The following is a 23,355-nucleotide window of genomic DNA, read 5'->3' as shown; positions in this document are numbered from 1 at the left end:
CGACTGATCGGCAAAGAAGTATATCACAAATAATAATCCCCCGCTGCTTCCGGCTGATAAGTAACCTTGGTGATTTCAAACAGGCCGGTTCCATTCGGAACCCGCCAGGAAACAACCTCCATTTCTTTCCGGCCCAATAACGCCAAACCGATTTCCGAAAAGACAGACACACGCCGTTCGCGAGGCGCTGCGTCCTGCGGATAGGTGATCGTTACCTCCGTTTCTCGTTTACTCGTCAGGTCTTTGAGCTTCACGCGCGAATTCATCGTCACGACGTTACCGTCAATGTCTTCCTGCTTTAACATCCTGGCGGCGCTGAGCTTATGCTGCAAGCGTTGTGTAAGCTCCGTCGTTTTCAGGGACGCAAATTCCAATAAGCCTGTCAATCTTTGATGATCGTTCACGGTGACAATTATTCTTTTTTCCATCGCTTCTCCTTTTCAAGTGAACGTGTAGTGCTGCATGTTCTGTGCCACAAAAATGCCCGCCGCAGCGGGCCATGGAGATCACCCGGCGGCAGCTGTTCCGGGATCAAATCCCCCACTGGTGCGAAATTCCCCAGTCGGTAATAAAATTTAAACTTTACATCCTGTTTTTCAGTTATGTTCGTAGTCAATATCAAAGTTGCCTATGAATTCGGATGAATCTAAGCTTCAGGAGCGCGTCAAAGAATTGAATTGTCTTTACGAGCTATCCCGGATAGCCTGGGAAGCAAAGAACGATAGGGACGTCATCATCGAAAAGACACTCGGGATACTACCGGCGGCGATGCAACATCCTGACCTGGCAGAAGCGAGCATTTCCGTCTCTTCCCAGACATATTCTACCCGTCGCTTTGAGAGATCGGAAATTGTCATGAAAGCAAGCCTGTCATTTGACAGACAAAATTTCGGAACCATCAGGATCGGGTACAGACGCCCTTCGTCAAAACATGAAAGAATAGCCTTTCTTCCGGAAGAAAAAAATCTCCTGAATACCGTTGCCCGCGAATTGTCACTGGTCATTCACCGTGCCTCGATCGAAGAGGAAAGAAATAAACTTCAGCTACAATTACAGCACGTAGAAAGACTGGCGTTTGTAGGCGAATTGTCAGCCGGCATAGCACACGAATTAAACGAGCCCCTGGGGCGCGTGCTTGGGTTTGCGCAGTTGATCAAGAAAGCAGGCAGCCTGAATGAACAACAAACCGAGGACCTGGAAAGGATCATCAAGGCCTCGCTTTATTCGCGGGAGATCATCAAAAAGCTGATGATCTTTTCAAGGCAAATGCCGCAGCAGATAACAAAAGTCAATCTGAATGACATCGTTGAAAATATCTTATACTTTATCGATGTGCGGTTCCAAAGTCGTGGCATCAGGATTGTAAAGGAACTGGAACCATCGCTGCCCGAAGTTCCGGCAGACGAGGTGCAGATGAGCCAGGTACTGGTAAACCTGATAACCAATTCGGTCTATGCTATGCCGGAAGGAGGTAATATTTTCGTGAGTACCAAAAGTAAGGATCAGTCCGTAAGCCTTATCGTGAAAGATACCGGTACCGGCATGACCCCAGCGGTTAAGAATAAGATCTTTGAGCCTTTTTTCACGACCAAGCCTGTTGGTCAGGGAACAGGGCTGGGCTTATCGGTGGTTCAAGGCATTGTCGAGTCACATAACGGGCAAATAATAGTGAATACAGCCATCGGTAAAGGAACGAAATTTGAGATCAGGCTTCCGGTAAAGCAGCGTAAAAAACGATGAAAACAAAACAAGGGCATGCGATAACGGTTCTCGTGGTGGACGATTCACCGGAAACAATAGAGCTTATCAGACGGAACCTGGAAAGCGTCGGCTATGAAATTTACAGTGCCACGAACGTTCAGTCCGCACTGACGCTGCTGGCTACGGTGAACGTCAACCTGGTAATCACCGATTTGAAAATGCCCGGCGAGAACGGAATGGAGCTCGTAAGACATGTCGCCGAGAACTGTAAAGGTGTAGGAACGCTTGTCATCACCGGGTTTCCATCCATTCAGGGGGCAGTTGAATCCATAAAGATCGGCGCAGAAGAATATCTTGTCAAACCGTTTACGGACGACGAGCTGTTTAAGTCTGTTGAACGCGTATTGGCAAAAACAGCGCGGTACAAAAAAGAGCCCGTGTCAGGTTCTCATACGAATTTCGGTATCATCGGAAATTCTGAGAAAATGCAAAAGGTGTTCACGATCATAAACAAGGCCAAAAATACAAATGCAACGGTGCTTATAAATGGCGAAAGCGGAACAGGAAAGGAGCTGGTAGCACGCGCGCTTCATTATGGCAGCAATTCCTCCGCGGCACCCTTTGTACCGGTAAATTGTGGAGGGATCCCCGATACACTACTGGAAAGTGAGTTGTTCGGTTATGTAAAAGGAGCCTTTACCGGGGCGACGGAAACCCGCGCAGGCTTTTTTCAAACGGCCGATGGCGGCACCATCTTTTTGGATGAGATCAGCAACACGAGCCTGGCCATGCAAGCCAAACTCTTGCGGGTCCTTCAGGAAAAGGAGTTTTACATGGTAGGCTCAAAAAAACCGATTAACGTAAATATTCGGATTGTAGCCGCCACAAACGTCGATCTGATGCAGCTCGTTAAAAAAGGCCTGTTCCGTGAAGACCTCTATTACCGATTGAACATCATAGCCATTGATCTGCCACCACTGCGTGAACGCGCGAAAGATATCATGTTGCTCCTTGAGTTTTTCTTACAAAAGTATGTCCGTGAGCTGGGTAAGGACCCGATGCAATTTTCAAAAAAGGCGCTGAAATCCCTCAATGAGTACTCGTGGCCTGGGAACGTTCGGGAATTACAAAACCTGGTTCACCGGTTGGTCATCATGGCCGATGATAACACGATTGATACCCCTGACCTTCCCGAATCGTTCCGATTTTCGGCGACCCGGTCACGGAGCCTGAGTCGAAGGTTGACCGAAGTGGAAAGGGATTATATCATTGACGTATTGGCCGCGAATAAGAACAATATTTCACAAACTGCCCAGATCCTGGGGATTGATCGAAAGACACTTCGGGAAAAGTTAAAAAAGACCGACCGATAGCACTGGCGCGTTTTTCCCCAGCTGAAGATTTTCGCTCCAACGACCGTTGACTGTTTCTGCGAAACCGTCAGGTAATCAGATATTTTTTATGGTACACATTTTGGAACCACCTCCTTGGAGGAAGTGCTACACAATGCAGACTAACACGATCATCGAAGATCTTATCGCCCGGGAACTGAGAGCGATTTGCGGAACGTGCATCCATCGTGATGCGTGCGTTTATCGCAAGACCTCCACCAGGGCGATAATCCAGTGTGAGCTGTTCCAACTCGACCAGGAGCAAGTGCCTGACGACCCCCATACAAAACGTGGTTTATGCATCACATGTGACCTGGCAGACACGTGCACGTTGGCAGGTCGAAGACAGGGGGTGTGGCACTGTCGTGAGTTTTGTTAGAGAAGCTAAATATTACCGACATGATAAAGTTGCCAAGCATCAAGATAGATCAGGTCAGGAACGGAAAGTGGAAGGAGTTCAATAAACATGGTGTTCTGATAGCCGAGGGCTCTTATGTGAACAACAAAAAGCATGGTGTCTGGAGAGAGTACTATGACCATAATGGGGCCATGATGATCGAGGAAAACTACGACTGTGGAATTTCGCACGGTCGCTATGCGTCGTTTCACCCCAACGGTCAAATCCTCAGTGAAGGGCAATTCTTCCGCGGATCGCGCGTGGGGTATTTCAAAATATACGATGAACAAGGAAACAACATACGAAACCTGCATTTTGTCAACGACATTCAAGTTAAGGATATCAACGGGTTTGAACACGATGAAGACAGCGCTCCCGAAAGAAAAGCCGGGAGTTGATTACGTATTGATTGTTATAGTCTTGTCTTTTTGGGTGTCCGTTTTGCTCCAGGCTTCGTTATAATCAAAATACCTTGTGTCTGTCCACATAGTTACGTTTCTGTATGGAAAAGCTGAAAAGACGGACATCGCGGGTTAAGCGATGTCCGTCTTTTTCAGCACGCCCTTTTCGACCTCGACGGCGTTTTGCTGTTTTGGATCAGCAATATATTTAAAGAGCAAAAGAATTGATATTATGCAAACCATCAGGAACGTCCAGTACACGTTATGATGGCCGGTGCAGGCATCCTGCAAACAAATAGCGATGAGCAGGACCAATAACGTTCCTACCATCTTATTTGGGCGACTTTCATTGGATTTTCTCATAGTGAAATCGTACTAGTATAGGTGTATTTATATTTCAATAAACAGCTTGTTCATATCGCCAAACACGGGCAACACAGATCAAGCCGATTCGATCAGCCCGGAATGTATTTGTCATTCTGAACGGACCCAAATTTTGAGCTGAACACGCTCATCAGCTTTCTTCCCTTCATGGCCACTCCGAGGTTAATACGATTGTGATAAAATGGGTTGATTTCAGGATCAGGAAGCAGTGAAACCTGGAATCGATTCGGACGTCCGTCAAACGGACGTGTAGGCATGAAAGATCAATACATGGTTTAAAAGGCAGAGTGAGCCGCTTGCCGGCAGGTTTTTAAGAGTTGTTTTATATAATTCGTTATCGATCACGTTTCCCCATTTTTTATAATCGCTGGTACTGAAACTGCACGAAGTGTGCCAGATCATATTCTGCACAATAGCCCATCTTTTGCCTTTTTTTAGGACTATAACATGGGGAGAAAAGTATCAATGGAGCAGAATGCTCCGGTAAATAGCCGCCAAAGTCGCCCTCACCTGATTTTTCAGGTACTTTAATCGCTTGTCCCCTTAAACAGGCTGCCCGGGGCCGATAATATACAAGACAGACAAAAAATACTTAAAATCGGTTTCAATAGGTATAGATATTCTATATATTGTTCGTGTAACACTTGATGTATTAATAAAATTATTTCCACCAGGTTAGGAGCGACACCCGGAAATGTGCCGGTGGGATCTTTTTTTCAATTCGGATTATAGTAAATCACCAAATTCCTGGTGCTTTCTATAAATGATGATAAATCTTAAGACGATATGAAAAGGACCATGATCATCGAAATCATCTGCGCATTGTTCATAATCCTATTTGTGTATGCTGCGCTGACAAAGCTTCTGGATTATGAAAAATTTCGCATTCAGATAGGCCAATCTCCATTATTGACAGCTTTTGCAGGGTGGATTGCGTGGATCGTGCCCGTAACAGAATTTTTGATCTCCATCATGCTTGTTTTTGTGCGACTGCGGCTGGTGGGTTTGTATGCAGCCTTTAGTTTGATGGTGATGTTTACGACATACATCGTGTGTATCCTGACCCTGAGCCTTTACATTCCGTGTTCATGCGGCGGTGTGCTGGAGAAGCTCGGGTGGAAAGAGCATTTGATCTTTAATATAGTGTTCATCATACTGGCAGCGGTTGCTGTTCTGATATCCTATAAAAAGGTAAAACCGATTGCACCGGTAGTCGTGGCTTTAAGCTGAGTGAGATGAAAAAACCTATTATTCTTTTGTCGGGTTGCGCCATTTTAAGTTCCCTGCTGGTAGTGGTGCTATACGGTTTTTCGAACCATTACATTCGAAAAAACAATAGCTTTTTGAGGGTTATCGTGAAAGATGCATTTTATGGTATCAGTGGAAAGGACCTCAAGTATAATTCCTATTATATTGCCGGAACCACCAGACGCCATGTCTATTTGGCAAATGTTACAGCCCCCTTGCATCTTCTTGTTTTGAATACGAAAGAAAAAGATAGTACCGGGATAGCGATAACCGATAGCACAGAGATAACATTGCAGATAAAAAACCTGGAGAGATTAACGTATAAAAGACCCAGGATCAGCGTCCTGGAGCCATATTTTTATATTATGGACGGTGTGATGCCGAGCCTATATCGTGGTAAATTGAACGAATGGGAGGCAGACAGCTTCATGTTCGACAAAGCCGCTTATTTTATCGACGGCATTCCGGTTAGTGCCAGATCATTTGCGATTAAATCCATAAGCGGTCTTACGAATGAACAAATTTTGGGAAGGATCAAAGCCGACAGTCCCTATGTCAAATTCACACCGGGAATATTGCAGAAACAAATTGATGGCAAATTCTGTACGGACGGAATGCTGCACTATGATCGAGCCGAAGGAAAGCTTATTTACCTGTATTATTACAGGAATCAATATATCGTGATGGACACCAGTATGAATGTAACGTATCGTGGTAACACGATCGATACCGTTAGCCATGCACAAGTTTCAGGCGCAAAGATCTCCTCCGAAGGATCGTACACCATGAGCACCCCACCGGTAACGGTAAATGAAACCAGTTGTGTGTCGAACGGCTTGTTATTTGTGAAGTCACCCCTGCTCTCAAAAAACGAGGATGAAAACGCTTTCAAATGGCAGTCGGCAGTGGATGTATACGACCTGGAAAACGGGACGTATCAATTCAGCTTCTACGTTCCCAAGTTCGAGGGTAAGAGCTTTAGGGAATTTAGGGTAGTGGAAGACAGGCTCATCGTATTGTATGACCACCACCTTGAAATTAACGAATTGAATATGAAGTACTTTTCAAAACCCGAGTCAATCGTTTTTTAAAATAATTTTCCACTAATCCCATAATTGTATGAAACTAAGACTAACCCTAAGCTGCGCGGCCTTTGTGTTTGCCGTGCTTGGAACGTTCGCCTCCAGCTTGCTGAAGAGCGAAAGCACCCTGGATCCAAACTTCTACTATAATGGAACCTTCTGTACCGAAATTCCATTGCTGGAATGTGACGATCTTTGTACGAAGATCTGCACGTACAATCCTCCCGGTCCGCAAGGATATGTCGTGGCGCAATTAGCAAGAAACCCCGATGCATCAACCTGCATGGCTCCCCGTTGCCATTCTGCCGGAGCGCTGAACTGATTTTTTGCCGGGGGGCAGTGCAAAGCGATTGCCCCCCTTATGCCGGCGTTGTATCAACCCACTAGGATAGAAAATTTCAGAGATAACAAATAGCCGTTTTATAACCAGCTTTTTCAGAAATTATAACTCTTTAAGATGTACCGTTATGAAAAACAGAATCTCCTGTCACGTAGTATTGTCGATCGTATGGATGCCACTGCTCTCGGCGAGTATGGTTTGCCAGGCCCAGCAAATCGTTCCATTGCCCAATAATCGTACAGTATGTCCGTCAGAAGCCATTGCCTACTCCGTCGAGGCTCCCAACCATTCAGGGTGTGGGCGGATCACCTGGACGGTTGATAAAGGATCCTTCAACGGGGCGAACTCAGAAAAAACGAAAGAGACAGATTGGGGGCAATCCGTCAATGTATACTGGAACGACGTCGCCGAGATAGGCACACTCAAAGCAACAGCCACGTGCAGCAGCGGAGGGGCGATCTCCATCGGTCCCATATCGTATACCATCCGCTCGTTAAAAAATCAGACCCCTAAAAATCTTGCGATCAAGAACGGCGGCCCCCTTTCCGTTTGCAGCATCAATACGCTTCACCTCGGTGTCGACAGACTGTCCGTGCCCAATACAGGATTTCTAACAACGATTCCCGTCTATGATGCCGACGGTTACGAATGGAAGTTATCCGAACCCAATAACTGGATGGGAGTGAGTAACATAGAACTGATTACAATTACTCCCACGTCGCCATGCGCAGCCGGAACCATACAGGTACGTGCCTATATCAACAGTTGTTCGGGCCTGAAATACAGCGAATGGACGACCCCGATCGCATTGCGCCAAACCCCTTCCGTCGTGATCCGGGCGAATGGCAATGCAAGCCATAACGTACAGTGTGGTGATTCCGATCCTGTGACGTTCACGGCCACAGACATCGCGTGTGCCAGCTATACCTGGAGTTTCCCCCCGGGCTGGCGAGCCGGCGGACAGGTCAGTCCCATTACAACGACGACCAACTCGATAGCACTCACACCGCTCTCCACACCGGCAAACGCGGGAGCAATTCCCGGGCCGGTTACAGTCACCGCCAATCTGGGCTGTGGTAGTTATCAGGCATCCATGAATGTATCATATTCCGCGCCTGTACTGAGTACGCCGGCTTTTTCTCCAACGAATACGGGCGTGTTGTGCAGCAATAGTGCCGCTACCATAGCCGTAGAGCCGGTCGCCCATGCATCATCGTATACATGGTATACGTCTTCCGACGGAACAATTTACATCAATGGCAGTATCAGTAACGCATCAAATCCGATCATCACCAACTCACCGGATGTTACAGTGAGTACTCCGTCGCTGTCATCGACGGGGTATGGTTCGAAGGTTTATGTAACAGCGAATGGGAAACCAGGGTGCCCGGGAAGCGCGACCGCGGAGCACTATGTGTGGGCGGGGCCACCCAAGGGAGGCGTTTTTATCGAAGGCCCCGGCATGATGGTCGATGGTGATATCCTGTACACGTACAATGTCGGCTATACCGGTGCGACTACCTACACCTGGTCTTTGAACAACAATGTGGCCAGGATCCGGTTCACCTCTTCATCGCCTCGGGATAATATAATGACAGCCTCGCTGCAGCGGTTCATTGGCGAGGGCGTTGCTAATCTTAGTCTGACGTCGGAAAACAGCTGTGGTACATCGGTGATCGGTCCGCGTCCTATCCGCGTAGGACCCTGCCCCGGGCAGATCAATAACACGGGCTGCGGCATCATTATAGAAAGGGTGCCCGGTGCGCCCGATGCAGCATTAAGCGTGTATCCCAATCCGACGAGCCAACACATCAACATCGAACTGGCAGGTGCGGTAACGGACCCTCTCAGCGCGAGTCCTGTCGCGGTAAGACTCTTGAATAGCAAAGCCGAAGTTGTTTATACAGCACAACATAACAGCAAAGCCATTTCCATACCCGTGGATGATTTCCCGAGTGGATACTATGTTGTAAAGATCCAGCTAAACGATCAGGAACTGACTCGCACGGTTTGGATCGAACATTAGGGTCACGTAATACGTCGGGATGCTTGTAATTTTTAGCCAGATTTTTCCTGATCCCGTTAAGACTAACCTCACGGGATGGATATCTGGAAAAGGGGGATCGATACGTCGTTTTCGTATCGATCCCTCGTGCGTGCACCCGCAGGGATTAGCCTGTGCGCGGAACCCCTCGTAATCGCCTACGACCCGAGAAGGAGGCTTAAAATAAAAATTCCTGACATCGCAAGACATCAGGATTTATTTGATGTGCATTCGCAGGGATTTTAAACGTTATTTGTCCCTACAACTTACCCGCGATGCTTCGTACCATTGGCATGCTGTTTCTGATCGCCGTATTTGGAAACTGTCAGAAAAATGTCCCCCTGGACATCACCTATAAGAAAGGTGACTTCTGGGTATCCGATTTCAGAAATAACTCGTTCCCGGGCAAGGCATTTTCCGATGACAAAATTTATTGCAGCGGCCTTCGCACCGATTCTTCCAACCTGTTCTATTGCCTGAACCTGGCAACCGGAAAGGTCGACTGGGTTAAGCCGGTAACGAGCTGGGCAGCGCAGCCACCGGTTATTGCCCGCGATTTTATTTACTACTGCGGCTACCTGGGCGATATCTATAAGCTCGACAAGCACGGGAACGAGATCTGGAAAACCCAACTGAACGGATCTTATGGCGGACACCGCATCGATCCCATCAATAACGACCTGCTGGTGGATGCCGTAATGGAAGGCTACGCCAGAATATCCTTCGCGACAGGCGCACAGAGCATTCAAATCGGCAGCACACAGGTTCAGGCGCCGGTTCCTGTTCTTTCCCATGATACCGCTTATCAGCTCGTGAACGATTCACTGTTCTGCCGGAAATCGACCACCGGTGCCGGAATCTGGAAGATCCAATGCGACGCCCGGGGCGATGAAGTTTTTTTGATAAAGGGAAGTGTGTATTACTACGACAACATGAGTTATCTCCACGCCCTCCACGCCCGGACGGGAGCACAGCGGTGGCGATCGGACACGGCATTTCCCAGGCAGGAGGTCAACCCTCATGTTGAACTGGAGCAGGGAAAGCTCTTGTGCTTCTTTTCGAATTTAGACGACGCGCGGATCATAAACATCGAAACCGGAAAGCAGGAGCGAACCTTAACCTACCAGGAACTACAGGGCTATCTGAAACCGTTAAAGCAATATGTGCTGTCCGACGGCCGGCACGATTACCGGGTCACCGTTAAGAATGCCTTTGGCGGCGGACAAGGAAGCTTCCGGGATACGTTTGACGTCTTTGTAGAAGAGAGAAACTGAGTACAATCCCTCCAGGGGCCCATCAGGATCATCACGGCCGGCGTTCATTCCTACATCCTCAGAATAGAGTGAAAGGTGATGTAATCGGATGTCCGGTATAGTGGTAACGTCCTGTACGCAGCCGTTGGACAACCGGCACGACGTGGACGAAACCATAGGCTGCAAAGATAGGTTTCCAGGCTGGCGCCGATCGTTGACTACCGCATCCGTTGTGGGCGCTACATTTTTATCAGAAGTCGAAATAGTATAGCCATAAACAACAGCGTCCTTCTTTTCGACCGTAACATCTTTCATCGTATACACATACCGCACTTCCGGCTCCCGATATCCACGCTGCTCCACCGCATTCTCCGCCGGGGCGATATCCTCCGTCACAGCCTCATCCACAAGGTCCACTTCATCCTCCGGGGCTCCACCGTCATCAACACCATCTGCAGAAGCACCTTCCTTCCCGCGCAGCGCCAGGATCTTCGCCGCGCCGAAACGCTTTACTTCGTCGATCTTCCCGTTCTCCCGAAACGCGCCATACTGAATTCCGATCGCCAGCATCAATGTCCATCCATCTTCCGGTGGGAGCACATTCATCGCTATTTCCAACGTCGTGCTTCCCATCCCTTCCAGTGAGGGGTTCCACGCTGTCGAAACAGCCTTTGCATAACAAGCCTGATCATACCATTTTGCCGGCAGATATTCTTTTTCCGCTATATCGTAGCGTAAGTCGGGTACAATGCCCAGCGTGATGGTCAGGCGGAACATCGCATGGTTGTTTTGCGGAAAGTAGTTGATATCACGCAGCAGCTCCGGAATTTCCACACGCGCCGAGCGATTGGCCCGATCCATAGTATAATATACCGGGGTGCGTACGATCGAGTCGAAGCTGGGCGCTTTCTTGGTAGTCTGAAACCCCTCGAGTATGCGTGCGTGCTCGGAAAGTGTAATTTTACGACGGCCCCACTCACCCGTGCCATCGCGGAGCTGCACCTGGCGCATGACACTGTTGATGTCGCTGCCAAAGTTATAGTCTGAGAGCTGGCGGATAGCATGCATCGCCAGGCGCACATAGCTGCCCAGGCGCGAGCAGCCACCGAACTCCGACATGGTGTGCCGCGTATTTTCAAAGCTGGGACTGGTTTTTATTTTTTCGCGGCTGGGGCCGCCCTTGCGCCGGACAACAATTTTGTCTACACCGCGCATGCGATACGCGCTGAGCATGTCCAGTTTGCCGGTAAAGGCGAAAGGTCCTTCGAGAAAAGGCATAGTCGATTAGTTAAGGTAACGAGAGGATTTTAGCCAACAGCCGCGGTTAACGCCCGGTGTCTGAACCGAAGATAGGCAATGGATTTATTCGTTCAATCAATTGTATAAATTAAATTTTAAGGAAATAGCTATATACAAAGGATATTGAATAGTTATATTATAGTTTAATATATATTGAAAATGACTTCATGAACTATTGGATATCTATTGAATATCCTGGAATTTGATGGACATGGTATGGGATTTTTCCGGATTTGGTCGGTGAACTGCCGGTAAAATCTGAAAATTATAAGAGCGAGTTGCTTAGGAGGGGAAATGGTGGCAGGACTACCTCCGTTTCCAACAGCGGCCAGTATGCAAAGTGATAAATAATTTTAATACTTTTGAAAATGCTTGCTATATAGATGAATATTTAGTATGCCACAAAATCATGCGATTAATAATCCCGGGGAATCATTGTGGGAGATCGGCAGGATGATTTTCCGGAACGACAGCAAGCTACAAGCAACAGCCGGAATTAGTTTCGTCTTTGGTTTCTGCCAGGATCAGTATAAGACTTATCGTTTAAAAAGTTTGTTGCCCAGGATGTGTTTTGTCACTTCATCTTTCAGGTTGCGACTGATGGGAATACGCGTGTCTCCCATCAGGATCTCGTTTCCCTCCAACGCCTTGATGCGGGCAATGGAAACAATAAATGATTTATGCACTTTCAGGAACTGATCGCCCGGAAGCTGGTGCTCGAGGCTGCTCATGGTAATGTACGTGATAAGTTTACGGTTCAGCGTGTGGATCACGGCGTAATTCTGCATGGCTTCTATATACCGAACCTCATGGTAGAAGACCTTCTCGAATTTGCCGTCACACTTCACGAAAAAATAATCGTGTGGTGCTTCCCGCGGATGCAGCGAGGCAGCGCGTTTCAGTGTATATATTTCCAGCGCCTTCTGTGCCGCCTTGAGAAACCGGTCAAACGTGATCGGCTTCATCAGGTAATCGACAACATCGAGCGAATAACCCTCTACCGCGTATTCGGAATAGGCTGTGGTGAAGATCACGAGCGGCGGATGGTTCAGGGTTTTGAGAAAATCAATACCAGAGATCTTAGGCATCTGGATATCCAGAAAGATCAGGTCGATGGTTTGCTGGCTCAGCAGGGCAGAAGCTTTCAAGGCGTTCTCGCATTGGCCTGCCAAGTTTAAAAACTCAACGTCGCTCACATATTCGGCGATGCCCTTACGCGCTACCGGCTCATCGTCCACAATAAGGCAGTTCAGCTTCATGATCAATTTATTTTTAACGTGAGCTTTACTTCAAAATGATCAGGCGATTCCTGGATGCTTAAAGCATGGCGATCTTTGTACAGTAATTCAAGCCGCCGTTGCACATTTTTCAGTCCGATACCGCTCGGCTCTCCCCGGGCCGGATGGCGGGCCTCTTTCGTATTGAAAATATTCATATGGAATGTGTCCCCCTGCCTGCTCAGATCCACGTCAATCCTGTTGCCTTCCGGCCGATGGGATACGTGTTTAAAAGCGTTTTCGATAAACGGTATCAGCAGCAGCGGTGCAATGGTAAACCCTCCGAGGTTATGATCCTGAAAGGTGATCTGATAATTTTCATCATTCCGATGGCGCTGCAAGTCGACATAATTCCGCAGGTAAGCAACTTCTTTTTCAATGGGTATTTCTTTTCCGTTGCATTCGTATAATTGGTAGCGCAGCATCTCGGAGAAAGAAGAAAGTGTTTCGCGCGCCAGGGTATTATGCTTGTCGATCTGAAAATAGATGGTGTTGATCGAATTGAAGAGAAAGTGCGGGTTGATCTGTGCTTTCAGATAATCGAGCTCCGTGTTCAGTTTTTCCACTTCAATTTTCCGGATCAGCTCGCGTTGTGCATACCACTCCCGGCTCAGCTGCAGCGCCACGCTGAAGGTCATGTAAAACAAGGCGATGGACAAATTGTAAAAAGTGTTGTGAAAGAAATTCACGTGCCCGTGGTCTCCCATCGCATATCCGTAGAGATAGACATCATGTGCATTTTTTGCTATCACATAAAAGACCAGATCCAGCAGTAAAAAAAGAATATACAGCGCCCACTTCTTTTGCTGTGCAAAACGCGGGATGAGTACAAAAATATTAACGAAGATCGCAAGCCCCAGCAGCGCATTGCGAATCAGCACCTCCAGCAGAAACTGTGCAAACCCGGCCTTGGCGATCAGGTGAACACGGGTGAACATGTGGAACACCACCGTTCCGATCCAGAAGATCACATGGTCGATCTTATATTTCCAGAAGCGCTCCATACCGGAAATTAATTGTTTTCAACAGTCCGCCCTAACGCCATTGTCGCTTTTCAGCCGCGTTTCGTCAAGAATATCCCGCCAATCATCAGAAGCCCGGATCTTTCTCCGGAAACGTAACGTACTTCACTTATAAAGCAGATAACTATGAACAAGGCTGTGATCCTTATATTCTTTTTGGCGGGCATTGGGCCTATGGCCTGCGCGCAGAAAAACGATCGTATTGTGGGCAACGGATGCGAAGGGTGTGAAGCTGTGCATGAGTATGCAAACAAAACACTTACCTGGATAGACACACTCCCGGACTTCCACGAACCCGGCCCCAAGCTGGAAGTAAGCGGCACCATTTTTAAGAGTGATGGCAAGACTCCCGCGAAAGATGTTATACTTTATATTTATCATACCGATCAGCAAGGCGAATACGCGCAAAAAGGAAATGAGACGGGATGGGGCAAGCGGCACGGTTACATTCGCGGCTGGATCAGGACAAATGCCGACGGCAAATATAAATTTTATACACTGCGACCGGCGGCGTATCCTGGCAGGCAAAATCCTGAGCATATCCATCCCGTGATCAAAGAACCGGGTGTTAAAGAATACTGGATCGATGAATACCTGTTTGACGATGATCCGATCCTTACCAGCAAAGAAAGAAACAGTCAGCCGGGGCGTGGTGGCAAGGGTATTGTCAAAATTCAAAAAGGGACCAACGGAATGCAGATAGCACATCGGGATATTACCCTTGGGCTAAATGTGCCGGGCTATGAATAAATTCAGGGCTCAGGATTCAATAAATCAAAGACTCGATAATTCAGGATTTAAATTTTAGAAATCATGAAAGTATTGTTAATAACAGCAGGAGCATTCATTGCGTGTGTTGCTTACGTGGTATCTCCTGAGAAAGGAGGTCGCATATCGCCGGACGCCCGGATGATGCCTTCACCGGAATTTAAATGGACGCAGGTTGCGCCGCCCGGTACGGGTGGTTTTCAGGAGGAATGGAAACCTGGCCAATGGCCGATGGGCCTCCGTCCTGTTGTAGCTTTCGGTAACAACATCTGGATGACCGGGCAGAAAATGACGTGGTCATCAACGGATGGCATCCACTGGAACAACTATCCAAAAAAGGATTGGGGCGAGCGCATCAGCACGGCACAGGTGTATTTCAAAAACAAGCTCTGGATATTCGGAGGACTGATCATCAACCAAGGCTTTCGCAATGATATCTGGGTGTCTTCCGATGGAAAAAACTGGGATGTTGTGAAAGAACATGCCGCGTGGCAGCCAAGAAAAGATCACCATGTGATTGTATTCGATAACAAGTTGTGGCTCTTCGGCGGAGCAACAAACGTGAACAAGGATCTCGAACCGGAAGGTTTTCTGAATGATGTCTGGTCGTCCGATGACGGCGTGCAGTGGACCAGGGTTACAGACCGCGCGCCGTGGCCCGCGCGCAAATATCAGCATGTCGTGGTCTACAAAGATCAGCTGTGGATGCTGGGTGGAAACGGAAGCTCCGATGTATGGCGCTCCCCGGATGGGAAGAACTGGATCCCGGTGCTCTCGGAAGCGCCCTGGAAGACCCGCAACGATTTTGGCGTAATGGTCTACGAAAACCTGCTGTTCGTGTACGGAGGGCGTGGCGGAATGCCCGCCAGAGACTACAACGACGTGTGGTTCTCCTTCGATGGAAAAACCTGGCACCTGCAAACAGCACATGCGCCCTGGGGGGAACAAACGGGTACATATAGTGCGGTATTCCAGGATAAGCTGTGGCTCTATAACGGCAAGCACAAGGGATATCCGAACACGGGTGATATCTGGATAATGGAGCCGGCAAGATGATTTTGCAAGAAGGGGGTAGCTAACGACTTATTGTCCACCGCTTGCCTAACGGTTCGGGACTTGCTCTAAAAAATATTCGCTTGTAAATTCATTAAAGTGTACCACGTTCCACTTGTAACCATGTTTATCGGTTAGGCTTTCAGAACCGATTTGGTTGAACTTTTTCCAATCTTTTCCAAATTCTTCAATCATTTTATCCTCGGGTATTGCTTTTGCCTCTTTGTATTTCAGCTTTTCTTCGTAAAGTCCATTCCAATCTGTATCAAGCCATCCTGTGTCTGGGTTGAAATGACTAAACTTTTCCTGATGTTTTCTTCGTTTAGCTCTATGCTTTTCTAAACCATCCCGATCTGTATCAAACCATCCTGTTTCTGGGTTGAAATGAGAAAAATCAGCCTCAGTATCAACTTTTTCCGTATCATTTAACCGTGCTGCCTTTATTGCTAACCCTTTGAAAGAACCGTCTTCATCGATGGTTTTACCATCGTTTTTCGCTGCAACTAATTTGGCGATTTGTTCATCTATCTCTGGAGATAATGACAATTTCAATTTTGTTTTGACCGAATCTGTGGAAACATTGATTTGTGATTCTTTTCCTAAATTATCCATAACTCCATCTCTACCAATGGAACGGGCACCTTCCATCATTTTCGGTAACCTATCATTATTATCGTCATTGCTATAAGTTTTAACCTGCGTTAGCGTTAACGGTTCCGTTACAATTAAAACATATTTTGCAGCAGCTTTTACGAACAAGCTTTTTTCATCATACTTGTACGCTTTTTGGTATGGGTTTCGAGCTAAATACATTCCATAAGGTCGATAATCAGGATTGGTGATATCAAAATGCTCTTTGGATCCTTGAAAAAGGCGCTCGCCTTCGCCAATTATAAATAGAGGGCCTTTACTTCCTTCTTCAAACCATAATTCCTCTTTAGATTTAGATTTTGCTGCTGTTTTTTCAGCCTTACCACTTTCAGCAGGCGCTGGGTTTTCCTGGTTGCTATCAGTGCCTCCCGCCTTTCGTCTCAACATTCTTTGAATACTTAATTGGTTTGAGGTTTGATAATGATAGTCGCCTTTAGATAATCCCGCATCCAGATTTCGTCCCTCATTTTTATGAATATGTTGTTCTAGAGATGCAGAATACTGTTCAGCCATTTCCTGCAATTGAGCCACTTGTTTTGTTTGAGAACTGTCGTTAACTAATTCCTGAAAAGCGCTTAAACGTGAAATTTGAAGACTACTATTAGCCATCTCGCTCAGCTTTGTTTGTGCAACAGCCGTAGGCCGATTATCAACAAACCCAAAACCTTGCTTCACATTATTCTTTTTTTGAGTAACAGAATTAGCAACAGCCCTGCTTTTACTCTCTTTGCGTTTTTCTATTTGTTCATGCATATCTCAAACCTTTGAGTTTGTCTTTAATAGTACAGGATTTCCTCCATTACCTATAACTCTAAAATATACGAATATTTTTCCGTTGCATGTTTAAAGTAAAACACACTCACGGCTCGACTTCATGGAGGTGATGAGGAGTACTTTGGATATTATTCTGTTGATTATCATGATGACATTAACAATATCCTCGATGACATGATCGAGGAGTCTTCGCCAATGTTATTCGCGGACTTTTGTTCTCCCGACATAACAGACTATGATCCGGCGCGTGACAACTATTTTACAACTAATCAACCTGGCATGGCGGAAATACACCGCCGATCCACTCGGCTACTCAGCATCTCTTTTCTTGCGTTGCTTGGCCTTCTTCGTCGGTCGATCCTCAATCCGCAAATCTTCCTTTTTCAGTAAATACTCATGCTGAATCTCGACAAGCGCATATAGGTAGCCCAGTATCTGTTGGACCTCTTCATCTGTGTAATCGCTTTCCGGATTGCTCAACGATCTGTCTCGTGTCTGATATGCTCATTATCTTCCTTGGACGGATATAAGCGCCAGGTGTTATCCATAAGCCAGGGTTTAAAAATTTAATACGAAACGGGTGCTTTGACTTTTTGTGATTGACTATCAGCAAATTATTGGGTTTGAATCCCCGCAGGTCCGTAGTGCCGGACAGTGTTCCTTGCCGGATTTCGCAATGAATTTGAAGAAAAATGAGATAGTTAAAATCCCTTTAAAACTATTCTAACTGCCTGGGCATCTGGAAATAAAAAAGGGATCGACACGTTGTTTTCGTATCGATCCCCGGAAGTGGGCGCGCAGGGATTCAAACCCCGAACCTTCTCATCCGTAGTGAGATGCTCTATTCAGTTGAGCTACGCACCCTGGTTATTTGTGTGCCAGTGTGATTTGGGACTGCAAATGTAGAGAAATAATTCACTTTACAAAATATCTGGTTTGGCCCGGACCACAATTAAGGGTATTTTTGAACGTATTTATTGAATAAAAAAGGTACATGATCAGAAGAATTGCGGTAGTTATTGCGTTCGTCGCACTTGGAGCCCAGGCTTTTGGGCAAGAAACCACCACCAAAAGAAAAGGCCATCCGGATATTCCTGGAAATTTCACCCTCGAGCTGGGGGTAAACCGTGCCTCCGGTGCTCCCGACAACTTCTCCCTGGGTCTGTGGGGATCCCGGACCATCAACGTCTATTATCAATACGACATCCGCATCCTCAAGTCCGGCTTCAGCTTCATTCCCGGCATCGGCTTCAGCCTGGAACGTTTTAAATTCAAAAACGAGTACACCCTGGCCTACAACGCCGACTCCGTCTTCATGGTATCGCCGGCCACGGCCGGGTACACAAACCTGAAAAAGTCGATGCTCATCACCAACTACGTAGAGGTACCGCTCGAGCTTTGCTTCCGCACAAACCCGGAAGACCCCGCCCGCAGCTTCCGCATCTCCATCGGCGGACGGGTGGGCTACATGTTCGACTCCTTCGCCAAGATCAAATACAAAGAAGATGGCGAGGTGAAAGAGATCAAAGACAAGCAGGACTTCGGTCTGAACAACTTCCGCTATGGCGTGTTCGGCAAGGTCGGCGTTGGAAATTTCAGCGTCTTTGGTTATGCCAACATGACCGACCTGTTTAAGGACGGCCTCTCGCAAGACCGTAAACCTGTCGACTTCAGCACCTTCACGGTAGGCATTTCCCTTTCGAGCTTCTAACTATTCAGAATATAGCAGGCCCTGGTTTAGGAACACACCTAAACCAGGGCTTTTTTATTTGAACATTTGCGGACAGCCTGTTACCGATGAAATCGGTCGCAGAGGTATCGAAAGTTCCACTGGTGGAATCTGCAGAATCATCCAACGCCGCCGCCAGGCACCATATTCATGGCGTGGCGGGATGATCCATAGCGAAGAGCCATGAACAATCCCAGGAGGGTAGCGTAACTGCCGCCGCGTTCAACCCATTCAAAAAACTCCCATGCCGGATAGAACAGCTCGCTCGCCATTTTCCAGACGAAGAGTATCAGCACCACCTGCCTTACAGGCCGGATCAGTAATGAAAGACCTCCGGCTACTTCTATACATCCAACAATGTATGCTGCTAAAACCGGCGCGCGAATTCCCAGGGATGTATACTGGTAGATCAATCCCTGTTTCCCGATCAGGTTTAGCCAGCCATGGCCCACGAGCAGCGTACAGGCAATGATCGTCAGCCAGCGCTCAACAGCGCGCATGCGGTTTTCGGATACCGGCGTGCCAGGTTCTATTTTCCTGAACCACGGCCGTATACCTGGTCCGACAGGGCCGGACAGCATCAGCAGGACCAGTGGCGCACCCCAGTTGCCTGCACGTTCCAGGAATTCTGCAAAGGGCTCACCCGATAGCGGCCGTAGCGACGCGGTAAATAGCCCCCAGAAGACCAGCCAGGCCGCTGCCGCACGGATGGGGTATACGATAAGGATCAGGCCCAGGGCAATGTCGACAATTCCCACGACGGGCATCAGTTGGTAGGCCAGTGCCTCTCCGATGCCGAAAACGCCAAAGTAATTACACCATACCTGCTTGGTAATAATACCGAAGGCGCCATGACCGATAAAACACATGGCGCAGGCGATGCGAAAGATGTAATGGAGACGGTATGAAAGTGGTTCCATAACCGCTAGACTTTTGCTATACCTTTCTTGCTCCGGGTGTGCAGCCGTTCGTTGATGAAACTACCGACTGCCAGGCCCATGGTTTTCCCATTTTCATTGGCAGGACGGTAATGAATACCACCGTAAAGTCTGCTCAGGGCCGCCTCGTTCGCGGCGGCAAAGAACGAAGGGAAACTTCTGGCCGTAAGACCAAACTCGATCTCGGTAGAGTCGGTAAAAGCAAAGTTATCTCCGAAAACTTCTGTGAGGGCGCTGGCGGACGCGGCCGAGATCACACTGTGACCACTGATATACTCCGGAAAGGGCGGTGTCTGAAGCAACGGCGCCCAGTTTTCGTCGATATATTGATTGATATAAGACTCCGGCCGGATCAGCAGGCTTCTGTATTTTTCATCCCAGCACGCAATAAACCCGTCGGCCAATGCCAGCGCTACACGCACATACGCCTCGGCCGACCGGGAGGCATTGGCATTGTCTTTGGCACAAGAGACATGCGTGATATTCATCCAGTGCCCACCGGGGGATATTTTCTTGGTAGCAAACATGACGTGCCCGCGTACATTCATCACAAAGGGATTGCAATCCCAGAAACGCGCGATCTCCTCTTGCTCGTTGTTCAGGGTCTTACCGGTCTCATAAACTTCGTAGGCCAGCTTATAAAAATCACTGTTCTTATCAATGGAAAATGCCGGTGGCGGCTGGCCCCGGAACTGCGAAGCAGAGTCGAGTACAAATGTCCGGATCTTGTTCCAATGCGGCTCAATCGCATCCATATAGGCCGGCGGGGTAGGCTTCCAGGTCGACGGACTGTCCTGAATGGAATACTTGGGAAAGGACCGTGTCTGCTTATAGTTGTCTTTCGACGACCAGGCGATGACATGCTCGGCCACGGCCTTACCATAGGCAACCGAACGATCAAAAACTTCTTCCGGCATGCCGGACCTGCGGTATTCCTCCATGACCTGGTGGTAGAACTCGTCCAGCTTGTCTTCCGAAAAGATAAAGGCCCGGCCAGTTTGAAGGATGGCCTGAATGGACGCCAGCGGGAAGCAATACTCCATCCCGGGCTGCGGCGTGGGTACGGGTGTGAGACCTTTCAGTTGTCCGGCGAGCGAAACCAGCGTAGAATCTTCATGGCGGGCCGCTTCGTATGCCGCCACCGTGGTGTACGCATAAATGCGGCTTGCCACGGGGGGAGAGAAAATGTCGTGAACGATAATATCCGTTATTTTCTTCACGGACCGGTGCAAGGCATCGGGTTTATTGGCCTGCGTTCGGTACTCGACAGACGTTGAGCATGAGCATACAAGCATGCACACGCTGAGAGATAGGATGAACCTTTTCATTATTGAGGTGAAGGATTGGGTACGATTGAAAGATTATTCCATGCGCCATGGGCCTTATCAGGCTCTCAGAGCAATGAAAATGAGAAGATAAGGCTATGCCTGCAGTGTAGTTGCACGGCGCCTATCGGTTAAAGCATCAGACGGTAACTTCGGGAGGATGAAAGACGATCTGCGCCAAACGGCAAGGACTATGACGGGAAGGCTCTGACAAAGTATGCTCCAGAGACCATCCGGCACTGGAAGGTAAAATGGCGTGCTGGGTGATGCAGTAATATTTCGATAACGAGTCGATCAGTTTTAAACCCGTTCCCGCATGCTTGTCTCCGCCGGCAAAAGCATGAGAAAGGTCCTTGATCTGGTGAGCGACCTTGGTAGCTTGATAATCGTGGATCCCCACGATATACAGCGTGTCATGATAATGTTTTTGCTTTAAGACCCGGTATACCGAGCCTTCATAGGTAAATTCACCTTCAGAAGATTTATACTCTCCGGCGCCGGTGGGGTAGGGCAGGGCCAGGGGAATTTTTAAGATCATATCTCCGCCCGGTTCGGGAACACCGGCGGCGATCCTTTGCGAGAGGCGGTCCGCCATCTGTTCCTTTACCAGCACAAGAAAGGAATAGTAGCCGACGGTGTTGAGCACCATCAGGATCAAAAAGAGTACACAGGCAGATCTCCGAATCAACATCCTATCTTGCAGGCCATCACGGCGAGTCAGCTACGATATTAAGAAATTATGAGCAAAAAAGCCAGCAGGCCGCACGCCGAAGCTCATTTCCGGGGGGTGCCCTGCAACAAACCCAGTACTACCCTGCCGATCATGATCACACCCCAGCCCGCAGCCATCCAGACGAATAGCTTCATAGAATCGGAAAAAGGAACGTATAGGCGGTCAATCACTGGCAGGCAGTGAGGCCTCGGAGCGTGACAGGTATTCGTACCCCCGGTATAACACCAGGATCTCGAGCACGACCGCCGGTATCAGAATGATGTAGGTAACAAAGAACAGCACGACTGTTACGAGTGTACAGCCGATCATGATCTCTAAAATTCCGGCCATGCGACAGAGCTCGCCCATACCGTCTTGCAGGCGAATGAGGCAAATGCCAAACAGGATACTCAACGCGCCGAAAAGCACGGCCATCACAGCATAGGGTAGCCATAGCGTGTCGGCAACTTCGACCGACAACGAAGCGACGTCAAAAATGCCTTTAAGCCCGGTAGCGATCATGAGAACATAGCTGACCACCTTTAACAGCGGATGCTCGAATACAGTCGCCAACGCGATGAACCCACGCGCGAACAGCGTGTACGAGATCACCATCACGACGGTAAGGCCCGTGTAGATCGTATTCATCCGCACTTCCCAACCGGTGTGGTTGATGATCCAGGCAATGTCCATCGCGCCCAGAATGCTCTGGGCCACCAGGTAAACAGCGCCCGCCAGGGCGGCGATAAGCAAGGTGCTACGGTGCGCGGTTGGCAAAGCGATTTTGGTAGTTTCCATAACCGGGACGGGTTTTGTTAAAAAAGAATCATAATCCTCACCCAGTGCGCCCAACAAGATCTTCACGGTCGACATTCGGGGTAGGACCTCGCCGGCCTCGATGCGCTGAATGGTGCGCACGCTTACATGGCTCTTTTCCACCAATTCGGCTTGCGTCAGGTTCTTTTCCTTGCGCAAAGCGGTCAGACGTCTTCCCAGTTCCGGTTGTTGCATGGCGATTTTGTTATCGGCACAATGTTACGCGTTTAACGGTGGCCTGCGGGCCGGTAGAGGCGATTTCCACCCGTCGTTTGCCCGTCATTGGGCCGTCATTTCAAAAAAGCGGCCTCTGAACCACTTTTTTTGCCATCTCTGTCTCTTTTTGTGCTACAAGTCTGCCGGAAACTATTATTTTCGCGCCACATTAGTCCCGGCCGGACAGCTCTAACAGCCCCGGCGGGAACGAAATCAGCCCCGGGGGCTCGTCACGGAAGGTTACGTAACACGTTGATGACGAGTAAGTAGAGAGGGATTTTAGCGAGGCGGGCAGAGATCGGTCATAGAAAGCAATGTTTAAACTGTTAAAAGTCCTGACGGCGAACAACTGTCGGGATTTTTTTTGCCCTTTCACCAGCGCTCCACCTCCCAGGCTGGAAGACATAGATCGGATGTTCGGAGAAGCGATCACCTGTGTCATACAAGCGCCGACGCATTTTGGCTACGAGATCCCGCAAATTGGCTAACGTCTCCGTCCGGGGCGTGCGCGAGCTTTGTACCGACAAAATGCAA

Annotated in this window: 20 protein-coding genes and 1 tRNA gene; 11 read left to right on the top strand and 10 right to left on the bottom strand. The window is 48.4% G+C overall.

Annotation, left to right across the window (positions count from 1 at the left end):
• Window positions 1-23 precede the first annotated feature (23 nt).
• Complete coding sequence (rnk, locus tag KK078_RS02960) at window positions 24-428, bottom strand: nucleoside diphosphate kinase regulator (protein WP_254088750.1); 405 nt, start codon at window positions 426-428, stop codon at window positions 24-26.
• A 202-nt stretch (window positions 429-630) separates the two neighbouring features.
• Between rnk and KK078_RS02955 the strand changes: the two genes are divergently transcribed.
• The 3 genes from KK078_RS02955 to KK078_RS02945 all read left to right on the top strand — a co-directional run bounded on the left by KK078_RS02955 (window position 631) and on the right by KK078_RS02945 (window position 3,887).
• Entirely contained in the window at window positions 631-1,740 is a 1,110-nt protein-coding gene (locus KK078_RS02955; RefSeq protein WP_254088749.1) for a sensor histidine kinase, read from the top strand.
• Entirely contained in the window at window positions 1,737-3,074 is a 1,338-nt protein-coding gene (locus KK078_RS02950; RefSeq protein WP_254088748.1) for a sigma-54-dependent transcriptional regulator, read from the top strand. Before KK078_RS02955 ends, KK078_RS02950 begins: the two co-directional genes overlap by 4 nt.
• A gap of 417 nt (window positions 3,075-3,491) precedes the next feature.
• Window positions 3,492-3,887: a toxin-antitoxin system YwqK family antitoxin gene (locus tag KK078_RS02945; protein WP_254088747.1), complete on the top strand. Its 396-nt coding sequence runs from the start codon at window positions 3,492-3,494 to the stop codon at window positions 3,885-3,887.
• A 135-nt stretch (window positions 3,888-4,022) separates the two neighbouring features.
• Here the strand turns inward: KK078_RS02945 and KK078_RS02940 are convergent, their stop codons facing one another.
• On the bottom strand, window positions 4,023-4,253 hold the full coding sequence (locus KK078_RS02940; RefSeq protein WP_254088746.1) for a hypothetical protein: 231 nt from the start codon (window positions 4,251-4,253) through the stop codon (window positions 4,023-4,025).
• Window positions 4,254-5,072: 819 nt separating this feature from the next.
• Between KK078_RS02940 and KK078_RS02935 the strand changes: the two genes are divergently transcribed.
• The 5 genes from KK078_RS02935 to KK078_RS02915 all read left to right on the top strand — a co-directional run bounded on the left by KK078_RS02935 (window position 5,073) and on the right by KK078_RS02915 (window position 10,262).
• Window positions 5,073-5,504 carry a MauE/DoxX family redox-associated membrane protein gene (locus KK078_RS02935; RefSeq protein ID WP_254088745.1) on the top strand — a complete coding sequence of 144 codons (432 nt, stop codon included), beginning with the start codon at window positions 5,073-5,075 and terminating at the stop codon, window positions 5,502-5,504.
• Window positions 5,505-5,509: 5 nt separating this feature from the next.
• Window positions 5,510-6,613 carry a hypothetical protein gene (locus tag KK078_RS02930; protein ID WP_254088744.1) on the top strand — a complete coding sequence of 368 codons (1,104 nt, stop codon included), beginning with the start codon at window positions 5,510-5,512 and terminating at the stop codon, window positions 6,611-6,613.
• Window positions 6,614-6,641: 28 nt separating this feature from the next.
• Window positions 6,642-6,926, top strand: coding sequence for a DUF6520 family protein (locus tag KK078_RS02925; protein ID WP_254088743.1), 285 nt, complete (start codon window positions 6,642-6,644; stop codon window positions 6,924-6,926).
• A 145-nt stretch (window positions 6,927-7,071) separates the two neighbouring features.
• A complete protein-coding gene (locus KK078_RS02920; RefSeq protein ID WP_254088742.1) occupies window positions 7,072-8,970 on the top strand; it encodes a T9SS type A sorting domain-containing protein in 1,899 nt (632 codons plus the stop codon).
• A 293-nt stretch (window positions 8,971-9,263) separates the two neighbouring features.
• Window positions 9,264-10,262, top strand: coding sequence for an outer membrane protein assembly factor BamB family protein (locus KK078_RS02915; protein ID WP_254088741.1), 999 nt, complete (start codon window positions 9,264-9,266; stop codon window positions 10,260-10,262).
• A 1,814-nt stretch (window positions 10,263-12,076) separates the two neighbouring features.
• Here the strand turns inward: KK078_RS02915 and KK078_RS02910 are convergent.
• Entirely contained in the window at window positions 12,077-12,799 is a 723-nt protein-coding gene (locus KK078_RS02910; protein ID WP_254088740.1) for a LytR/AlgR family response regulator transcription factor, read from the bottom strand.
• Window positions 12,800-12,801: 2 nt separating this feature from the next.
• Entirely contained in the window at window positions 12,802-13,821 is a 1,020-nt protein-coding gene (locus tag KK078_RS02905) for a sensor histidine kinase (RefSeq protein ID WP_254088739.1), read from the bottom strand.
• 144 nt (window positions 13,822-13,965) lie between these two features.
• On the opposite strand from KK078_RS02905, the gene KK078_RS02900 reads away from it, so the two are divergent.
• Both KK078_RS02900 and KK078_RS02895 read left to right on the top strand, forming a co-directional pair.
• A complete protein-coding gene (locus KK078_RS02900) occupies window positions 13,966-14,589 on the top strand; it encodes a dioxygenase family protein (protein ID WP_254088738.1) in 624 nt (207 codons plus the stop codon).
• Window positions 14,590-14,652: 63 nt separating this feature from the next.
• A complete protein-coding gene (locus KK078_RS02895; protein WP_254088737.1) occupies window positions 14,653-15,663 on the top strand; it encodes a Kelch repeat-containing protein in 1,011 nt (336 codons plus the stop codon).
• A gap of 45 nt (window positions 15,664-15,708) precedes the next feature.
• Here KK078_RS02895 and KK078_RS02890 read toward each other — a convergent pair whose 3' ends face one another.
• Both KK078_RS02890 and KK078_RS02885 read right to left on the bottom strand, forming a co-directional pair.
• Window positions 15,709-17,064, bottom strand: a complete 1,356-nt coding sequence (locus KK078_RS02890) for a hypothetical protein (protein ID WP_254088736.1) — start codon at window positions 17,062-17,064, stop codon at window positions 15,709-15,711.
• A gap of 811 nt (window positions 17,065-17,875) precedes the next feature.
• Window positions 17,876-17,949 (bottom strand) — tRNA-Arg (locus tag KK078_RS02885).
• Window positions 17,950-18,079: 130 nt separating this feature from the next.
• Between KK078_RS02885 and KK078_RS02880 the strand changes: the two genes are divergently transcribed.
• Entirely contained in the window at window positions 18,080-18,796 is a 717-nt protein-coding gene (locus KK078_RS02880; protein WP_254088735.1) for an outer membrane beta-barrel protein, read from the top strand.
• A 137-nt stretch (window positions 18,797-18,933) separates the two neighbouring features.
• Here the strand turns inward: KK078_RS02880 and KK078_RS02875 are convergent, their stop codons facing one another.
• The 4 genes from KK078_RS02875 to KK078_RS02860 all read right to left on the bottom strand — a co-directional run bounded on the left by KK078_RS02875 (window position 18,934) and on the right by KK078_RS02860 (window position 22,800).
• A complete protein-coding gene (locus KK078_RS02875) occupies window positions 18,934-19,734 on the bottom strand; it encodes a DoxX family membrane protein (RefSeq protein ID WP_254088734.1) in 801 nt (266 codons plus the stop codon).
• A 5-nt stretch (window positions 19,735-19,739) separates the two neighbouring features.
• A complete protein-coding gene (locus KK078_RS02870) occupies window positions 19,740-20,972 on the bottom strand; it encodes a vanadium-dependent haloperoxidase (RefSeq protein ID WP_254088733.1) in 1,233 nt (410 codons plus the stop codon).
• A 244-nt stretch (window positions 20,973-21,216) separates the two neighbouring features.
• Window positions 21,217-21,726 (bottom strand): hypothetical protein, encoded by a 510-nt coding sequence (locus KK078_RS02865; RefSeq protein WP_254088732.1) that lies wholly within the window; start codon window positions 21,724-21,726, stop codon window positions 21,217-21,219.
• Between the two features lie 246 nt (window positions 21,727-21,972).
• On the bottom strand, window positions 21,973-22,800 hold the full coding sequence (locus KK078_RS02860) for a helix-turn-helix domain-containing protein (protein WP_254088731.1): 828 nt from the start codon (window positions 22,798-22,800) through the stop codon (window positions 21,973-21,975).
• Between the last annotated feature and the right edge of the window lie 555 nt (window positions 22,801-23,355).

The organism is Dawidia soli (assembly GCF_018598185.1).
GTDB classification, from domain to species: domain Bacteria; phylum Bacteroidota; class Bacteroidia; order Cytophagales; family Cyclobacteriaceae; genus Ohtaekwangia; species Ohtaekwangia soli.
This window is presented reverse-complemented; position numbering and strand designations above follow the sequence as displayed.